General features: G+C 68.9%; 14 protein-coding genes, 2 tRNA genes and 1 pseudogene. 15 read left to right on the top strand and 2 right to left on the bottom strand.

Features of this window, described 5'->3' with window-relative positions; all coding sequences use genetic code 11:
* The first annotated feature begins 5 nt into the window (after positions 1–5).
* From uvrA to AC2W7E_RS03280, 10 genes and pseudogenes are all read left to right on the top strand, one after another.
* Entirely contained in the window at positions 6–2894 is a 2889-nt protein-coding gene (gene uvrA / locus AC2W7E_RS03325; RefSeq protein ID WP_025105031.1) for an excinuclease ABC subunit UvrA, read from the top strand.
* The gene (uvrC, locus tag AC2W7E_RS03320) at positions 2894–4798 is read left to right on the top strand and encodes an excinuclease ABC subunit UvrC (RefSeq protein ID WP_062766796.1); all 1905 of its coding nucleotides are present in this window, start codon (positions 2894–2896) and stop codon (positions 4796–4798) included. The genes uvrA and uvrC overlap by 1 nt, the downstream gene beginning before the upstream one ends.
* Positions 4799–4833: 35 nt before the next feature.
* Positions 4834–5706, top strand: a complete 873-nt coding sequence (gene rapZ, locus AC2W7E_RS03315; protein WP_025105029.1) for an RNase adapter RapZ — start codon at positions 4834–4836, stop codon at positions 5704–5706.
* Between the two features lie 63 nt (positions 5707–5769).
* Positions 5770–6747 (top strand): DNA-binding protein WhiA, encoded by a 978-nt coding sequence (gene whiA / locus AC2W7E_RS03310; RefSeq protein WP_025105028.1) that lies wholly within the window; start codon positions 5770–5772, stop codon positions 6745–6747.
* Between the two features lie 161 nt (positions 6748–6908).
* Positions 6909–7535 (top strand): superoxide dismutase, encoded by a 627-nt coding sequence (locus tag AC2W7E_RS03305; RefSeq protein ID WP_025105027.1) that lies wholly within the window; start codon positions 6909–6911, stop codon positions 7533–7535.
* Between the two features lie 115 nt (positions 7536–7650).
* Positions 7651–8660, top strand: a pseudogene (gene gap / locus AC2W7E_RS03300) (type I glyceraldehyde-3-phosphate dehydrogenase).
* 10 nt (positions 8661–8670) lie between these two features.
* Positions 8671–9885: a phosphoglycerate kinase gene (locus AC2W7E_RS03295; protein ID WP_485988526.1), complete on the top strand. Its 1215-nt coding sequence runs from the start codon at positions 8671–8673 to the stop codon at positions 9883–9885.
* The gene (gene tpiA, locus AC2W7E_RS03290) at positions 9876–10667 is read left to right on the top strand and encodes a triose-phosphate isomerase (RefSeq protein WP_025105024.1); all 792 of its coding nucleotides are present in this window, start codon (positions 9876–9878) and stop codon (positions 10665–10667) included. Before AC2W7E_RS03295 ends, tpiA begins: the two co-directional genes overlap by 10 nt.
* Positions 10668–10747: 80 nt before the next feature.
* Complete coding sequence (gene secG / locus AC2W7E_RS03285) at positions 10748–10996, top strand: preprotein translocase subunit SecG (RefSeq protein WP_025105023.1); 249 nt, start codon at positions 10748–10750, stop codon at positions 10994–10996.
* Positions 10996–11349, top strand: a complete 354-nt coding sequence (locus tag AC2W7E_RS03280; RefSeq protein WP_025105022.1) for an RNA polymerase-binding protein RbpA — start codon at positions 10996–10998, stop codon at positions 11347–11349. Before secG ends, AC2W7E_RS03280 begins: the two co-directional genes overlap by 1 nt.
* Positions 11350–11405: 56 nt before the next feature.
* Here the strand turns inward: AC2W7E_RS03280 and AC2W7E_RS03275 are convergent, their stop codons facing one another.
* Together AC2W7E_RS03275 and AC2W7E_RS03270 are read right to left on the bottom strand one after the other, a co-directional pair.
* Complete coding sequence (locus AC2W7E_RS03275; protein WP_485988525.1) at positions 11406–12635, bottom strand: hypothetical protein; 1230 nt, start codon at positions 12633–12635, stop codon at positions 11406–11408.
* A 71-nt stretch (positions 12636–12706) separates the two neighbouring features.
* Positions 12707–12780: transfer RNA gene (locus AC2W7E_RS03270), tRNA-Gly, on the bottom strand.
* A gap of 94 nt (positions 12781–12874) precedes the next feature.
* Between AC2W7E_RS03270 and AC2W7E_RS03265 the strand changes: the two genes are divergently transcribed.
* From AC2W7E_RS03265 to AC2W7E_RS03245, 5 genes are all read left to right on the top strand, one after another.
* Positions 12875–12948 (top strand) — tRNA-Pro (locus tag AC2W7E_RS03265).
* Positions 12949–13008: 60 nt separating this feature from the next.
* Positions 13009–14487 (top strand): trigger factor, encoded by a 1479-nt coding sequence (tig, locus tag AC2W7E_RS03260; RefSeq protein ID WP_485988524.1) that lies wholly within the window; start codon positions 13009–13011, stop codon positions 14485–14487.
* A gap of 72 nt (positions 14488–14559) precedes the next feature.
* Entirely contained in the window at positions 14560–15054 is a 495-nt protein-coding gene (locus tag AC2W7E_RS03255; RefSeq protein ID WP_025105019.1) for a tetratricopeptide repeat protein, read from the top strand.
* A gap of 81 nt (positions 15055–15135) precedes the next feature.
* Entirely contained in the window at positions 15136–15723 is a 588-nt protein-coding gene (locus AC2W7E_RS03250; protein ID WP_025105018.1) for an ATP-dependent Clp protease proteolytic subunit, read from the top strand.
* Between the two features lie 17 nt (positions 15724–15740).
* Positions 15741–16382: an ATP-dependent Clp protease proteolytic subunit gene (locus AC2W7E_RS03245; protein ID WP_025105017.1), complete on the top strand. Its 642-nt coding sequence runs from the start codon at positions 15741–15743 to the stop codon at positions 16380–16382.
* Positions 16383–16411 lie beyond the last annotated feature (29 nt).

The following is a 16411-nucleotide window of genomic DNA, read 5'->3' as shown; positions in this document are numbered from 1 at the left end:
GTTCGGTGCCCATCGTCCCCGTTGCTTCCCCAGGAAAACTCAGTGTCCGCGGCGCCCGCGTGCACAATCTCAAGAACGTCGACATCGACATCCCCCGCGACTCGCTGGTGGTCTTCACCGGCCTCTCCGGATCGGGGAAGTCGAGCCTCGCCTTCGACACGATCTTCGCCGAGGGGCAGCGCCGGTACGTCGAGTCGCTGAGCGCCTACGCGCGGCAGTTCCTCGGTCAGGTCGACCGGCCGGACGTCGATTTCATCGAGGGGCTGAGCCCGGCGGTGTCGATCGATCAGAAGTCGACGAACCGCAACCCGCGGTCGACGGTCGGCACGATCACCGAGATCTACGACTACATGCGTCTGCTCTGGGCGCGTATCGGCGTTCCGCACTGTCCGGTGTGCGGCGAGAAGATCCAGCGGCAGACCGTCCAGCAGATCGCCGACCAGCTCATGGAGCTCCCGGAGCGCACCCGCTACCAGGTGGTCGCGCCGATCGTCTCCCAGAAGAAGGGCGAGTTCGTCGACCTGTTCCGGGAGCTCGGGGCGAAGGGCTACTCGCGGGCGATCGTCGACGGCGAGCTCATCCAGCTGGCCGAGCCTCCGACGCTCAAGAAGAGCTACAAGCACGACATCGCGGTGGTCGTCGACCGCCTCGTCGCCTCGCCCGACATCCTCGGACGCGTGACCGACTCGGTGGAGACCGCTCTCGGTCTCGCCGGTGGGGTCGTGCAGATCAACTACGTGGACGGCGAGGGCGACGACGCCTGGCAGACGTTCTCGGAGAAGCTCGCGTGCCCGAACGGCCACGCGCTCACCCTCACCGAGATCGAGCCGCGCACGTTCTCCTTCAACGCGCCGTTCGGTGCCTGCCCCGCCTGCTCGGGCCTCGGCACCCGCATGTCGGTGGACGTCGATCTGATGCTCGGCGACGAAGACCTCTCGATCCGCGAGGGCGTCATCATCCCGTGGACCACGCAGGGCAAGGGGCTCTTCCAGTACTACGAGCGCCTGCTCGAAGGACTCTCCCGCGACCTCGACTTCTCCCTCGACACCCCGTGGCGCGAACTGCACTCCGACGTCAAGGAAGCAGTCCTGCGCGGAGAGAACTACAAGGTCACCGTCAAGTGGAAGAACCGCTACGGCCGTGAGATGCGCTACGCCTCCGGTTTCGAGGGCGTGGTGCCGTACATCGAGCGGCAGTACCTGCAGGCCGAGTCCGACACCCAGCGCAGCCGGTGGGGCGAGTACCTCCGCGAGGTCCCGTGCCCGGTCTGCAACGGCGACCGTCTCAAGCCCGAGGTGCTGGCCGTGCAGGTGCACGGTCACTCCATCGCCGAGGTCTCCCACCTGAGCCTGGCCGACGCCCGGGCCTTCATGGAGAAGCTGCACCTCACCGACCGCGAGGCCAAGATCGCCGCGCAGGTGCTCCGTGAGATCCGCCTGCGCCTCGACTTCCTCCTCCAGGTCGGTCTGTCCTACCTCAACCTCAGCCGTTCGGCCGGCTCGCTGTCGGGAGGCGAGGCCCAGCGCATCCGCCTCGCCACGCAGATCGGCTCCGGTCTCACCGGCGTGCTCTACGTCCTCGACGAACCGTCGATCGGACTGCACCAGCGCGACAACCGCCGGCTCATCGAGACGCTGCTCACGCTGCGCGACCTCGGGAACACCCTGATCGTCGTCGAGCACGACGAGGAGACCATCGAGGCCGCGGACTGGGTCGTCGACATCGGCCCGGGGGCCGGCGTGAACGGCGGTGCCGTGGTCCACTCCGGGCCCTACTCGGCGCTGCTCGCCGACACCGAATCGATGACCGGGGACTACCTCTCGGGCCGTCGGGAGATCCCGATGCCGGCGAAGCGCCGCAAGATCGACAAGAAGCGCATGCTCAGCGTCGTCGGCGCCCGCGCCAACAACCTCCGCAATGTCACGGCCGACTTCCCGCTCGGCGTGCTGACCGCGGTCACCGGCGTCAGCGGATCCGGGAAGTCGTCCCTCGTGAACGACATCCTGTATCAGGTGCTCGCGTCGCGGCTCAACGGGGCGCGGACGGTGCCGGGCAAGCACACGCGCGTGACCGGGCTCGACAACCTCGACAAGGTCGTGCACGTCGACCAGGCGCCGATCGGCCGCACCCCGCGATCGAACCCGGCGACCTACACCGGTGTCTTCGACCGCATCCGCACGCTCTTCAGCGAGACGCCCGAGGCGAAGGTCCGCGGCTATCAGCCGGGCCGGTTCAGCTTCAACGTCAAGGGCGGACGCTGCGAGGCGTGCTCGGGCGACGGCACGATCAAGATCGAGATGAACTTCCTCCCGGACGTGTACGTGGACTGCGAGGTGTGCCACGGCAAGCGGTACAACCGCGACACCCTCGCCGTGCACTACAAGGGCAAGAACATCGCCGAGGTGCTGGAGATGCCCATCGAGGAGGCGGCCGAGTTCTTCGAGCCGATCCAGGCCATCCACCGCTACATGAAGACCCTGGTCGACGTGGGGCTGGGATACGTGCGCCTCGGGCAGTCGGCGACGACGCTGTCGGGCGGTGAGGCGCAGCGCGTGAAGCTCGCGACCGAGCTCCAGCGTCGCAGCAACGGCCGGAGCATCTACGTGCTCGACGAGCCGACGACGGGTCTGCACTTCGAAGACGTGCGCAAGCTCCTCGAGGTGCTGAACGGTCTGGTCGACAAGGGCAACACGGTCATCGTGATCGAGCACAACCTCGACGTGATCAAGTCGGCCGACTGGGTGATCGACCTGGGTCCGGAGGGCGGTTCCGGCGGCGGCACGATCCTCGCCACCGGCACGCCGGAGCAGATCGCGCGGGTCGAGGAGAGCCACACCGGCCAGTTCCTCGCCGAGATCCTGGGTGAGGGGCGCTCCGCGCGGAAGGCCAGCTGATGGCCGACGTGCTGCCGTACAAGCCCCGGGCGGGCGAGATCCCGACCGACCCGGGGGTGTACCGGTTCCGCGACGCCAACGGCCGGGTGCTGTACGTCGGGAAGGCGAAGAACCTCCGTCAGCGGCTGTCGAACTACTTCGCTCCGCTGCGGACGCTGCATGAGCGCACGCGCCGGATGGTGACGACGGCGGCGTCGGTGGAGTGGACCGTCGTGCCCACCGACGTCGACTCCCTCCAGCTCGAGTACATGTGGATCAAGGAGTTCGATCCGCCGTTCAACGTCAAGTACCGGGACGACAAGTCGTACCCGTTCATGGCGGTGACGCTCGGGGACGAGGCGCCGCGTGTGCTGGTCACCCGCAACCGGAAGATCCCCGGGGCCCGCTACTTCGGTCCGTACCCGAAGGTCTGGGCGGTGCACGAGACCATCGACCTGATGATCAAGGCGTTCCCGATCCGCACGTGCAGCGACGCCAGTTACAAGCGGGCGATGCAGACGGGGCGTCCGTGCTTCCCCGGGCAGATCGGCAAGTGCGGCGGGCCGTGTTCGATGACGGTGTCGATCGAGGAGCATCGCGCCATGGTCGACGACTTCGTCGCATTCATGGCGGGCGGTGACGAACGCTTCACCCGCGAGCTCACGCAGCGCATGCTCGCGGCGTCGGCGGCCATGGACTACGAGGCGGCCGCGAAATACCGTGACAAGCTCTCGGCGATCGAGGCCGTGCTCGGCAAGAGCGCCCTCGTGCTCCCGGCCGACGAGGACGCCGACCTGTTCGGCATCGCGGAGGACGAGCTCGCCGCCGCCGTGCAGCACTTCGTCATCCGCGGCGGACGCGTTCGAGGCGTCCGGGCCCTGACGATCGAGAAGGAGATCGACATCACGGGTGGGGAGCTCGTGGAGCAGGTCCTCCAGCAGGCGTACGGCGAGGCCCAGGACGTGCCGCGCCGCATCCTCGTCCCGGTGCTTCCCGACGACGCCTCCGAGCTGGAGGTGTGGCTGCGCGAGCGCCGGGGCCGGAAGGTCGAGATCGCCGTGGCGCATCGCGGCCAGCGCGCCGACCTCATGCGCACGGCCACCCTGAACGCCCAGCAGGCGCTGATCAGGCACAAGACGCGTCGGACGAGCGACTACGTCGCGCGCACGCAGGCGCTCACCGATCTCCAGGAGGCGCTGGGGATGGAGGAGGCACCGCTCCGGATCGAGTGCTTCGACATCTCGCACCTCGGCGGCACCAACGTGGTGGCATCCATGGTCGTGTTCGAGGACGGGCTGCCGCGCAAGGACCAGTACCGCACCTTCAACATCGCGGAGACCACCGACGACACCGACTCCATGTACCAGGTGCTGCGGCGACGGCTCGCCTACCTCGACCGCCCGGAAGAGCAGGAGACCGTCGACCCCACCACCGACGAGGTGGTGGCGGAAGACGTCGGCGAGGCGGGGGTGCGCCGGAAGCCCCGGTTCGCCTACCCGCCGCAGCTGCTGCTCGTGGACGGCGGTCAGCCGCAGGTCGAAGCCGCCGCGCGAGCACTGCGCGACGCCGGACACACGGAGATCGCGGTCTGCGGCATCGCCAAGCGTCTGGAGGAGATCTGGTTGCCGGGAGACGACTTCCCGGTCATCCTGCCGCGGACCAGCGAATCCCTCTACCTGCTCCAGCGTCTTCGCGACGAGGCGCATCGGTTCGCCATCACGCACCAGCGCAAGAAGCGCAAGAAGGACATCACCACGGTGCTCGCCGAGGTCCCTGGTCTCGGGGCCTCGCGGATCAAGGTCCTCCTCAAGCACTTCGGGTCGGTCACCGCGCTGCGTGCCGCGGAACCGCAGCAGATCCAGGAGGTCCAGGGGATCGGTCCGGTGCTCGCCCAGAACATCCATACGCACCTGTCCACTCGCTAGGCTGGGAGGCCGAGGGGGAGAAGGAGCAGTGAGCGATGTCTGACGGGGAACAGGGCGAATTCCTCATCGTCACCGGGATGTCCGGCGCGGGTCGGACCACGGTGGCGAACGCGCTGGAGGATCTCAGCTGGTACGTCGTCGACAACCTGCCGCCGCAGATCCTCCGACCGCTGCTCGATCTCACCGGCATGGGGGGCGACGCGCTGCCGAAGGTCGCGGCGGTGGTCGACGTGCGCGGCCGCAACCTCTTCGACGACTTCCCGGGTGTCGCTCGCGTGCTGCGCACCAGGGGATCCATCCGCGTGCTCTTCCTGGACGCCTCGGACGACGTCCTCGTCCGTCGCTTCGAGGCCGTACGGCGCCCGCATCCGCTTCAGGGCGACGGCACCCTCCTCGACGGCATCCGGACCGAGCGCGCCCGGCTCGCCCCGATCCGCGAGGCCGCGGATCTGGTGATCGACACCTCGGCGTTGAACATCCACCAGCTCGCGACCAAGGTCTCGGACATCTTCTCGGAGGAGGGCGAGGCGCGGCACCGGGTCACCCTGCTCAGCTTCGGCTTCAAGTACGGGCTGCCCACCGACGTCGACGTCGTGGCCGACATGCGCTTCCTCCCGAACCCGTATTGGAACGAGGACCTGCGCGGTCTCACCGGGCAGGACGAGACCGTGCGGGAGTACGTGCTCTCCCGGGACGGCGCGGAGGAGTTCCTCGACGCCTACGCGAAGGCTCTCGTGCCCGTCCTCGAGGGGTATCAGCGCGAGAACAAGAGCCACTCCACGATCGCCATCGGGTGCACGGGCGGCAAGCACCGTTCGGTCGCCATGTCCGAGGAGCTCGCCCGTCGACTGGCGGGAATCCCGGGCGTCGCGGTCAACGTCCGCCACCGTGACCTCGGCAGGGAATAGGCCCCCGAGCGAGTAAGCTGGAGGTTTGCGTCGCGACCCGGCGCGTGAACGTGAAGGAGTCTCGTGGCACTAACCACCGACGTCAAGGCTGAGCTCGTCAGCATCCGCAATGCACCCCCGACGGTGCGCGTCGCTGAGGTGACGGCCATCCTCCGGTTCGCCGGTGGTCTGCACTCCATCGCCGGCCGTGTGGCGGTGGAAGCGGAGGTCGATGCCGAGACCCTCGCCCGCCGTGTGGCCCGCGACCTCGCCGAGATCTACGGCGTCCGCCCGGAGATCGCCCAGGTGCAGTCGAGCACCGCCAACGACGGCGCCCGCTGGGCCGTCCGCGTCATCGCGCAGGGGGAGACCCTGGCCCGCCAGACCGGACTGCTCGACCAGCGTCGCCGCCCGGTCCGCGGACTGCCGAACCGCCTCACCACGGGGTCCCGTGCGGAGATCGCCGGCCTCTGGCGCGGGGCCTTCCTCGCCGCGGGTTCGCTGAGCGAGCCGGGCCGCTCCGCGATGCTCGAGGTCGCCTGCCCGTCGTCCGAGGCCGCCATGGCGCTCGTGGGTGCCGCCCACCGCCTCGGTGTCGCCGCGAAGGCGCGCGAGGTCCGCGGGCTTCCCCGCGTCGTCGTGCGCGAAGGGGAGGCGATCCGCACCATCCTCAGCGAGATGGGCGCCCAGCGCACCGCTCTCGCGTGGGAGGAGCTGCGACAGCGCCGCGAGGTGCGCGCCGGCGTCAACCGTCTCGTCAACTTCGACGACGCGAACCTCCGCCGTTCCGCGCAGGCCGCCGTGGCGGCATGCGCCCGGGTCGAGCGCGCTCTCGAGATCCTGGCCGACGAGGTGCCCGACCACCTCCGTGTCGCCGGCGAGCTCCGCCTCGCACACCGCGACGCCAGCCTCGACGAGCTCGGTCACCACGCCGACCCTCCGCTCACGAAGGACGCCGTGGCCGGCCGCATCCGCCGCCTGCTGGCGATGGCGGACAAGCGCGCGCAGCAGGAGGGCATCCCGGGGACCGAGGCCGCCGTCCCCGCCGGTCTCGACGTCTGACTCGGGTGACGCCGCCCTGGACGGCGTGTCAACCCCCGGAAGGATCCGGACACCCGAGGCGTTGTCGTCAGTAGGATGAAAGTCGTCCGCTCTCCGTCGCACATCGGCGACGCGGAGCATCGGCAAGCGCCGCGGCGCGGCGCGGATTGGATGAATGCGATATGGCAACCTACACGCTCCCCGACCTTCCCTACGACTTCGCCGCTCTCGAGCCGCACATCAGCGGCAAGATCATGGAGCTGCACCACGACAAGCACCACGCGACCTACGTCGCGGGCGCCAACACCGCCCTGGAGCAGCTGGCCGAGGCCCGCGAGAGCGGCAACCTCGCGAATGTGAACAAGCTCGAGAAGGACCTCGCGTTCAACCTCGGCGGCCACGTCAACCACTCGATCTTCTGGACCAACCTCTCGCCGAACGGCGGCGGCCAGCCCGAGGGCGAGCTCAAGGCGGCCATCGACGAGTACTTCGGCTCCTTCGAGAAGTTCCAGGCGCACTTCACCGCCGCCGCCACCGGGATCCAGGGTTCCGGCTGGGCCGTCCTGAGCTGGGACTCGATCGGCTCGCGCCTCATCATCCAGCAGCTCTTCGACCAGCAGTCGAACACCGCGCAGGGCACCATCCCGCTGTTCCAGCTGGACATGTGGGAGCACGCCTTCTACCTCGACTACCTCAACGTGAAGGCCGACTACGTCAAGGCCGCGTGGAACATCGCCAACTGGGAGAACGTCGCCCAGCGCCTCGAGGTCGCCCGTCAGCAGACGAACGGCCTGCTGGTACTGTCGTAATCGGGTCGCGTCCCGGCGGGCCCACGGCTCGTCGGGGCGCCATCTCAGCCAAAAAACCCGCGCATCGCGCACGCTCGACGGCGGCGCTCGGCGCATGAGAAACAGGGAGACCTGAGTGTCTGTCAAGATCGGTATCAACGGCTTCGGCCGCATCGGACGCAACTACTTCCGCGCAGCTCTCGCGCAGGGAGCAGACCTTGAGATCGTCGCGGTCAACGACCTCACCGACAACAAGACCCTGGCACACCTGCTGAAGTACGACTCGGTCAGCGGCGTCCTCGACGCCGAGATCACGTACGACGACGACAGCATCACGTCGACGGCAAGGAGATCAAGGCCTTCGCAGAGCGTGACCCCGCCAACCTCCCGTGGGGCGAGCTGGGCGTGGACATCGTCATCGAGTCGACCGGCTTCTTCACCAACGCCGACGCCGCGCGCAAGCACATCGACGCCGGTGCGAAGAAGGTCCTCATCTCGGCTCCGGCCACGGGTGACGACCGCACCATCGTCATGGGCGTGAACGAGGAGACGTACAACCCGGAGACGGACCACATCATCTCCAACGCCTCCTGCACCACGAACTGCCTCGCGCCGCTGGCCAAGGTGTTCAACGACGCCTTCGGCATCGACCGCGGCTTCATGATGACGGCCCACGCCTACACCGCCGACCAGAACCTGCAGGACGGTCCCCACAAGGATCTCCGCCGCGCCCGCGCCGCCGCGATCAACATCACGCCGGCCTCGACGGGTGCCGCGAAGGCCATCGGCCTCGTCCTCCCGGAGCTGAACGGCAAGCTCAGCGGTTCCTCCTACCGCGTGCCGGTTCCCACGGGCTCGATCGTCGACCTGACGCTCATCACGGACCGCGAGAACCTCACGGTGGACGAGGTCAACGAGGCCTACAAGAAGGCTGCGGCCGAGGGGCGTCTGGCCGGGTACCTGCAGTACAACGAGGACCCGATCGTGTCGAGCGACATCGTGCACAACCCGCACTCGTCGATCTTCGACTCCACGCTCACCAACGTCAGCGGCAACCTGATCAAGGTCTCGAGCTGGTACGACAACGAGTGGGGCTACTCCAACCGTCTCGTCGACCTGACCGAGTACGTCGCCGAGCGCATCTGAGCTCCGACACATGACTCTGCGCACCCTGGACTCACTGGGTTCGCTCGAGGGCAAGCGCGTCATCGTCCGTTGTGATCTGAACGTCCCCCTGCGGGACGGGGTCATCACGGACGATGGCCGTGTCCGCGCCTCGCTGCCGACCCTGAAGACCCTCATCGACGCGGGCGCCCGCGTCGTCGTCTGCTCGCACCTCGGCCGCCCCGACGGCGCGCCCGACCCGCAGTACAGCCTCGAGCCGGTCGCCCAGCGGCTGTCCGAGCTGCTCGGCGCCCCGGTCGCCTTCGCCGGCGACACCGTGGGCGAGGCCGCGAAGGACGCCGTGGCGTCCCTCGAGAACGGTCAGGTCGTCGTGATCGAGAACCTCCGGTTCAACCCGGGGGAGACGTCGAAGGACGATACCGAGCGCGGTGCCTTCGCGGCGCAGCTCGCGGAGCTCGGCGACGTGCTCGTCTCCGACGGCTTCGGCGTCGTACACCGCAAGCAGGCGAGCGTCTACGACCTCGCGAAGCTGCTGCCCTCGTCGGCGGGGCTCCTGATCGCGACCGAGCTCGATGTGCTCGATCGCCTCACGGAGAACCCGGAGCGGCCGTACGCGGTGGTGCTCGGCGGGTCCAAGGTGAGCGACAAGCTCGGAGTCATCTCGCACCTGCTGCCGCGGGTGGACCGCATCCTCGTCGGCGGCGGCATGCTCTTCACCTTCCTGAAAGCGCAGGGGCACGCCGTCGCGTCGAGTCTCCTCGAGGAGGACCAGCTCGAGACCGTGCGCGGCTACATCGCCGAGGCGGCCGAGCGCGGCGTGGAGCTCGTGCTCCCGACCGACGTGGTCGTCGCCGCCTCCTTCGGTGCGGACGCGGACCACGAGGTGGCCGCCGCGGACGCGATCGAGGAGACGGCATTCGGCTCGTCGGGCATCGGCCTCGACATCGGACCGGAGACCGCCGCGCGCTTCGCCGAGGTCATCCGCGGATCGAAGACGGTGTTCTGGAACGGCCCGATGGGCGTGTTCGAGTTCCCGGCCTTCGCCGCGGGAACCAAGGCGGTCGCGCAGGCACTGACCGAGGTCGACGGCCTCAGCGTGGTCGGCGGCGGCGACTCCGCCGCGGCCGTCCGCCAGCTCGGATTCACCGACGATCAGTTCGGGCACATCTCGACCGGCGGCGGCGCGAGCCTCGAATTCCTCGAGGGCAAGAAACTACCTGGGCTGGAGGTCCTCGGATGGGCGTGAGCTCCCGTACCCCGCTGATCGCGGGCAACTGGAAGATGAACCTGGATCACCTGCAGGCGGTGGCGTTCGTGCAGAAGCTGCACTGGACGCTGAAGGACGCCAAGCACGAGGACGGGTCCGTGGAGGTGGCGGTCTTCCCGCCCTTCACCGACATCCGCAGCGTGCAGACGCTGATCGACGCGGACAAGATCCCGTTCGCGTTCGGTGCGCAGGACGTCTCGGCGCACGACTCCGGTGCGTACACCGGCGAGATCTCCGGGGCGTTCCTGGCGAAGCTCGACGCGAAGTACGTCATCATCGGCCACTCCGAGCGTCGCGAGTACCACGCCGAGTCCGACGAGATCGTGGCCGGCAAGGTGAAGGCTGCGCTCAAGCACGGCCTCTCCCCGGTGATCTGCGTGGGCGAGACGGCGGAGGACCTGGAGAAGTTCGGTGCCAGCGCGGTTCCGGCCGGACAGCTCGAGGCCGCGCTCCAGGGCGTCTCCCCGTCGGCCGACATCGTCGTGGCGTACGAGCCCGTCTGGGCCATCGGGTCGGGCCAGGCGGCCACCCCGCAGCAGGCGCAGGACGTCTGCGCGGCGCTCCGCGGTGTGATCGCGAAGGTCCTCGGCGACGAGGCGGCGGCCCGCACCCGCATCCTCTACGGCGGATCGGTCAAGGCGGCGAACATCGCCAGCTTCATGCGCGAGCCTGACGTGGACGGCGCTCTGGTCGGCGGCGCGAGCCTCGTCGTCGACGAGTTCGCGGCGATCATCCGCTTCGAGAAGCACGTCGGCGTGTGAGTGCGGCGGGGCTCCGGCCCCGCTGCACCGTATACTTGACCGTTACGGGGGCGCTCCGGCCCCAGCGAAAGGCTCTTTCCGTGGCAATTCTCGAGTTCGTCCTGCAGGTCGTGCTGGGCATCACCAGCGTCCTGCTGACTCTCCTCATCCTCTTGCACAAGGGTCGCGGTGGCGGCCTGTCCGACATGTTCGGCGGCGGCATGACCACTGCGGTCGGCTCCTCCGGGCTCGCGGAGCGGAATCTGAACCGCTTCACCGTCGTCCTGGCGCTCACGTGGTTCATCGCCATCGTGGCGCTCGGCCTCATCACGAAGTTCGAGGTGATCTGATGGCTACCGGTGGAAACGCGATCCGCGGTACCCGTGTCGGTTCCGGTCCCATGGGGGAGCAGGACCACGGCTACCACGCCGACCGCATCGCGGTGTCGTACTGGGACGGTCTCGGCAATGAGACGGTCCGCTACTTCGCCGCCGGTCTCCCCGAGGAGGAGATCCCGGAGATCATCGATCACCCGCAGTCCGGTCTTCCGGCCGGGCGCGACAAGGAGAACCCTCCTGCCGTCGCCAAGGCCGAGCCGTACAAGACGCACCTGGCCTACGTGAAGGAGCGTCGCACGGACGAGGAGGCCGTCCAGCTCCTGGAGGACGCCCTCACCCAGCTTCGCGAGCGTCGGGGTCAGTGACCGCCGACTGAGCGAGAGGAGAAGCCGCCGTGGTGACCACGGCGGCTTCTTCCGTCTCAGCGGCAGCCGGCCGCCGCGTCGATGTAGTTCTGCGGGGGATACCCGTAGGCCCAGACCCCGTTCGCATCGTCGGTGAAGCCCATGCTGATCGCCCAGGCCGTCGCCCACTTCTCGATGCTGTCCTGGGTGGACGAGTCGTACATGCCCTCGCACTTGACGCTGATGGCATGGCCCACCTCATGGGCGACGAGCGCGCGGCTGCGTTCGGCGGGCCACTGCTCCGCCACCGAGTCCGACAGCTGGATGACCGCGCGCCCCGGATCGTCCCACCACCAGGTGGTGTACCCGCCCATGCTGCCGTTGTACCCGGCGCCGTTGACGAGCGGGGCCCAGTCGAATTCCAGCAGGACGCCGGGCGCGAGAGACCGCGCGAACGCCTCCACCTCGAGGCGGGCGTTCTGCAGCGGACCGGCCTTCTCCGCGAGCTCCGCGTTCTCCGCGGAGACGACCTCGGTGGCGGCCTGCTGCAGGGCGACATAGGCGGCCGCGGCCGCATCGTCGACCTCGGTGACGGCGAGAGCGTCGGATGCGGCTCCGCGCAGAGCGATCACGGCGGCATTGCGAGTGGACGGATGCGCGGTCTCGAAGGCGCCCGCGGCCTCGGCCGCGGCGGTGAGCACGGACACGCCGGTCGTCCGCACCGCGTCCACGCTCGCGGCGGCGGACGCGGAGGCGCTGTCCATCGACTCGGCGACGTCGCGCAGGATGCTCTGGTCCTCGGCGAGACGGCTCGTCGCGGCGAAGAGGTCCCAGAACCAGCCGGGTTTCGTCTCGTCGGCCGGGAGCCGCGTCGCGAGGACGTCCTCGGCCTCGCTGCCGGTGGTCTCGCCCTCCGCCACGGCGGAGTCCAGGGCCGCCCAGAGGTCGTCGGGGACGGCGAGGGCGGGCGCGCCGGTGTCGATGATGATGTGGCCGGCATCCGTCGCCGCGATCAGATCGGCGGTCCGCTGCCGGAGTTCCGTCTGCTGGGCGGTCACCGATCGGGTGGCGTCCTCGACCCCGCTGGCGGCCTCGTCGTATCCCTGGTTCGCGACGAGCTGCGTGATGCCGAGACCCGTCAACACCGCGACCGTGCCGACGGTGCCGGCGAGGACGCCCCTGAGCGATCGCCGGTCGCGCGGCGGCCGGGGCACGCTGGACGGCGAGGAGAGGACGGCCGGGAGGCGATGCCCACCCGGAGCCGGCACCATGGCGGTCGCGGCAACCGACGGCGGAGGGGCGGTCACGAGGCGCTCATCTCGGCAGGCCTTCCGGTCGGGAGCTGATCCTGTCAGCGTATTCGACCGAGGTGACGACGTGGAGGGGGTGACGGGAATCGAACCCGCGCAATCAGTTTGGAAGACTGAGACTCTACCATTGAGCTACACCCCCGGAACCGGAGTCCGGACTCCATCGATCATAGCGGACGGTCGGGCATGCTCCTGTCCGTTAGACTCGGTGGGGCTGAATCTGCGTGCGGATTCCCCGGGGCGTAGCTCAGCTTGGTAGAGCGCCCGCTTTGGGAGCGGGAGGTCGCAGGTTCAACTCCTGTCGCCCCGACTCGACCCCACGACCTTCCAGCCGCGTTCTGCGCGGAAACCACAAGGAGAACACACCAGCATGGCGAACAGCACCGTCGAGAAGCTGACCCCGACCCGGGTCAAGCTCACCATCACGGTCACCCCGGACGACCTCAAGCCCAGCATCGCGCACGCCTACGAGCACATCGCGCAGGACGTCCAGATCCCCGGCTTCCGCAAGGGCAAGGTGCCCGCTCCGATCATCGACCAGCGCATCGGCCGCGGCGCCGTCATCGAGCACGCCGTGAACGAGGGCCTGGACAAGTTCTTCCGCGAGGCGACCGCCGAGCACAAGCTCCGCATCGTCGGACGCCCGTCGGCCGAGATCACGCAGTGGCCGAACGAGAAGGACTTCTCGGGCGACCTGCTCGTCGACGTCGAGGTCGACGTGCGGCCGGAGATCGAGCTCCCCGACTACGCGGGCATCACCCTCGAGGTCGACGCCGTGGAGGCCGACGAGGCCGCCCTCGACGCCGAGCTGGAGAACATGCGCGCCCGCTTCGGCACCCTCATCCCCGTCGACCGCCCCGCGGCCAAGGGCGACTTCGTCGAGCTGGACCTCGTCGCCACCATCGACGGCGCCGAGATCGACCGCGCCGAGGGCGTCTCCTACGAGATCGGCTCCGGCGAGCTCCTCGAGGGCATCGACGACGCGGTCGAGTCGCTCACCGCCGGTGAGGACACCACCTTCCGCTCCGCCCTCGTCGGCGGCGACCACGCCGGCAAGGAGGCGGAGGTCTCCGTCACCGTCAAGGCCGTCAAGGAGCGCGAGCTTCCCGAGGCCGACGACGAGTTCGCGCAGATCGCGAGCGAGTTCGACACGATCGCCGAGCTGCGCGACAGCCTGCGCGAGCGCGTCGAGCAGCAGGGCGTCTTCACGCAGGGCTCCGCCGCCCGCGACAAGCTCGTCGAGACGCTGCTCGCGCAGATCGAGATCCCGGTCCCGCCGCAGCTCATCGAGGACGAGGTGCACAACCACCTCGAGGGCGAGGGTCGTCTCGAGGACGACGTGCACCGCGCCGAGGTGACCGAGGCCAGCGAGAAGCAGTTCCGCACGCAGGTGCTGCTCGACACGATCGCCGAGCAGGCCGACGTGCAGGTCTCGCAGGAGGAGCTCTCGCAGTACCTCATCCAGTCCGCCGCGCAGTACGGCATGGCGCCGCAGGAGTTCGTCGAGGCGCTGCAGTCCTCGAACCAACTCCCCGCGCTGGTCGGCGAGGTCGCCCGGAACAAGGCGCTCGCGATCGCCCTGGGCAAGGTCAAGGTCGTGGACACCAACGGCAAGGCCGTCGACCTCTCCGACTTCGTCGTGACCGACGACGAGGCCGAGTCCGAGGACGAGAAGCCCGCCGAGGCCGAGGAGAAGCCGGCCGCGAAGAAGAAGGCCCCCGCCAAGAAGGCGGCCGCCAAGAAGGATGCCGACGCGGACGAGAAGCCCGCTGCGGAGAAGAAGCCCGCTGCCAAGAAGCCGGCGGCGAAGAAGGCTCCGGCCAAGAAGGACGCCGACACCGCCGAGTGATCGGCACGGTCGAGTGAAGAGGGCGGGTGCTGCGGCATCCGCCCTCTTTCTCATCGAGGGAAGGACGACGGGATGACGAGCTGGGACGACCGCATCGAGCAGGTGTGGGCGGAGGCCTCCGGAGAGGAGGTCGGCGACGAGACGATCGCGCGCATCGACGCCCTCGCCGCCGAGCGGGGTGCGGACGACGCCAGGGCCGAGTTCGAGCGCGCCGGTGCCCGCGATTCCGCGGGACGCCCGGCGGAGGCCGTGGAGCTGTACCGTCGCGCCCTGGCGCTCGGCCTCGACGAGGAGCATCGCCCGCAGTGCGTGATCCAGCTCGCGAGCTCGCTGCGCAACCTCGGAGACTACGACGAGGCGCTGCGGGTGATCCGCGCCGAGGAGGAGATCGCGGCGGACGGGCCGTATCGGGACGCGGTCGCGGTGGTGCACGCCCTCATCCTCGCGAGTGCCGGCCGGCCCGCGCAGGGCCTGTCGGTGGCCATCCTCGCGCTCGTCCCGCACCTGCCGCGCTACCACCGGTCGATGACGGCGTACGCGCACGAGATCGCGGGCAGCGACACCTGATATGCCGACGGCGAACACGACCTAGGGGCTGTGCGCGCGCCGGTAGATTCGAATCACTGAAACACGGAAGCAGGAGCTGACATGGCTGAACCCCTCGTCGCGACAAGCGTCTTCGACAGGTTGCTGAAGGACCGCATCATCTGGCTCGGCTCGGAGGTGCGAGACGACAACGCCAACGAGATCTGCGCGAAGATCCTCCTTCTCGCCGCCGAAGACTCCGAGAAGGACATCTACCTCTACATCAACTCGCCCGGCGGCTCGATCACCGCGGGCATGGCGATCTACGACACGATGCAGTTCGTGCCGAACGACATCGTCACCGTCGGCATCGGCATGGCCGCGTCCATGGGCCAGCTGCTGCTGACGAGCGGCACCAAGGGCAAGCGCTACATCACGCCGAACGCCCGCGTGCTGCTGCACCAGCCGCACGGCGGCTTCGGCGGCACCGCGAGCGACATCCAGACCCAGGCGCAGCTCATCCTGTCGATGAAGAAGCGCCTCGCCGAGATCACCGCGTCGCAGACCGGCAAGCCCGTCGAGCAGATCAACGCCGATGGCGACCGCGACCGCTGGTTCACGGCGGAGGAGGCCCTCGAGTACGGCTTCGTCGACCACATCCGCGAGCACGCCAGCGACGTCACCGGCGGCGGCGGCACGGGCGTCGAGTAAGGATTCGAGAGGACACCATGTACACACCCACGTTCCAGTCCGCCGGAAACCTGCCCTCCAGCCGGTATGTGCTGCCGCAGTTCGAGGAGCGCACCGCCTACGGCTTCAAGCGCCAGGACCCGTACAACAAGCTGTTCGAAGACCGCGTGATCTTCCTCGGCGTGCAGGTCGACGACGCGTCGGCCGATGACGTCATGGCACAGCTCCTCGTCCTGGAGAGCCAGGACTCCGAGCGCGACATCACCATGTACATCAACTCGCCCGGTGGCTCGTTCACCGCGATGACGGCGATCTACGACACGATGCAGTACGTCGCGCCGCAGATCCAGACCGTCGTGCTCGGCCAGGCGGCCTCGGCCGCGTCCGTGCTGCTCGCGGCCGGTGCCCCCGGCAAGCGTCTCGCCCTGCCGAACGCGCGCGTGCTGATGCACCAGCCCGCGATGGGGGAGGCCGGCCACGGTCAGGCCTCCGACATCGAGATCCAGGCGGCGGAGATCCTCCGCATGCGCACCTGGCTCGAGGAGACCATGGCCCGTCACACCGGCAAGCCGGTCGAGCAGGTCAACCGCGACATCGATCGCGACAAGATCCTCTCGGCCAACGAGGCGCTGGAGTACGGCATCGTCGACCAGGTGCTCACCTCGCGCAAGCGCGCGTAGTCCGCACCCGCAGAGAAGGGCGCCCGTCG

This window comes from Microbacterium sp. CFSPD4_SD4 (genome assembly GCF_057364585.1).
Note: the sequence above shows the minus strand (reverse complement) of the source record. Positions and strands in the feature narration are given on the sequence as shown.

Coding starts and splice junctions, on each gene's coding strand:
- uvrC (WP_062766796.1), top strand. CDS start 2,894: ATGGCCGACGTGCTGCCGTACAAGCCCCGGGCGGGCGAGATCCCGACC.
- rapZ (WP_025105029.1), top strand. CDS start 4,834: ATGTCTGACGGGGAACAGGGCGAATTCCTCATCGTCACCGGGATGTCC.
- AC2W7E_RS03305 (WP_025105027.1), top strand. CDS start 6,909: ATGGCAACCTACACGCTCCCCGACCTTCCCTACGACTTCGCCGCTCTC.
- AC2W7E_RS03295 (WP_485988526.1), top strand. CDS start 8,671: ATGACTCTGCGCACCCTGGACTCACTGGGTTCGCTCGAGGGCAAGCGC.
- tpiA (WP_025105024.1), top strand. CDS start 9,876: ATGGGCGTGAGCTCCCGTACCCCGCTGATCGCGGGCAACTGGAAGATG.
- AC2W7E_RS03280 (WP_025105022.1), top strand. CDS start 10,996: ATGGCTACCGGTGGAAACGCGATCCGCGGTACCCGTGTCGGTTCCGGT.
- tig (WP_485988524.1), top strand. CDS start 13,009: ATGGCGAACAGCACCGTCGAGAAGCTGACCCCGACCCGGGTCAAGCTC.
- AC2W7E_RS03255 (WP_025105019.1), top strand. CDS start 14,560: ATGACGAGCTGGGACGACCGCATCGAGCAGGTGTGGGCGGAGGCCTCC.
- AC2W7E_RS03250 (WP_025105018.1), top strand. CDS start 15,136: ATGGCTGAACCCCTCGTCGCGACAAGCGTCTTCGACAGGTTGCTGAAG.
- AC2W7E_RS03245 (WP_025105017.1), top strand. CDS start 15,741: ATGTACACACCCACGTTCCAGTCCGCCGGAAACCTGCCCTCCAGCCGG.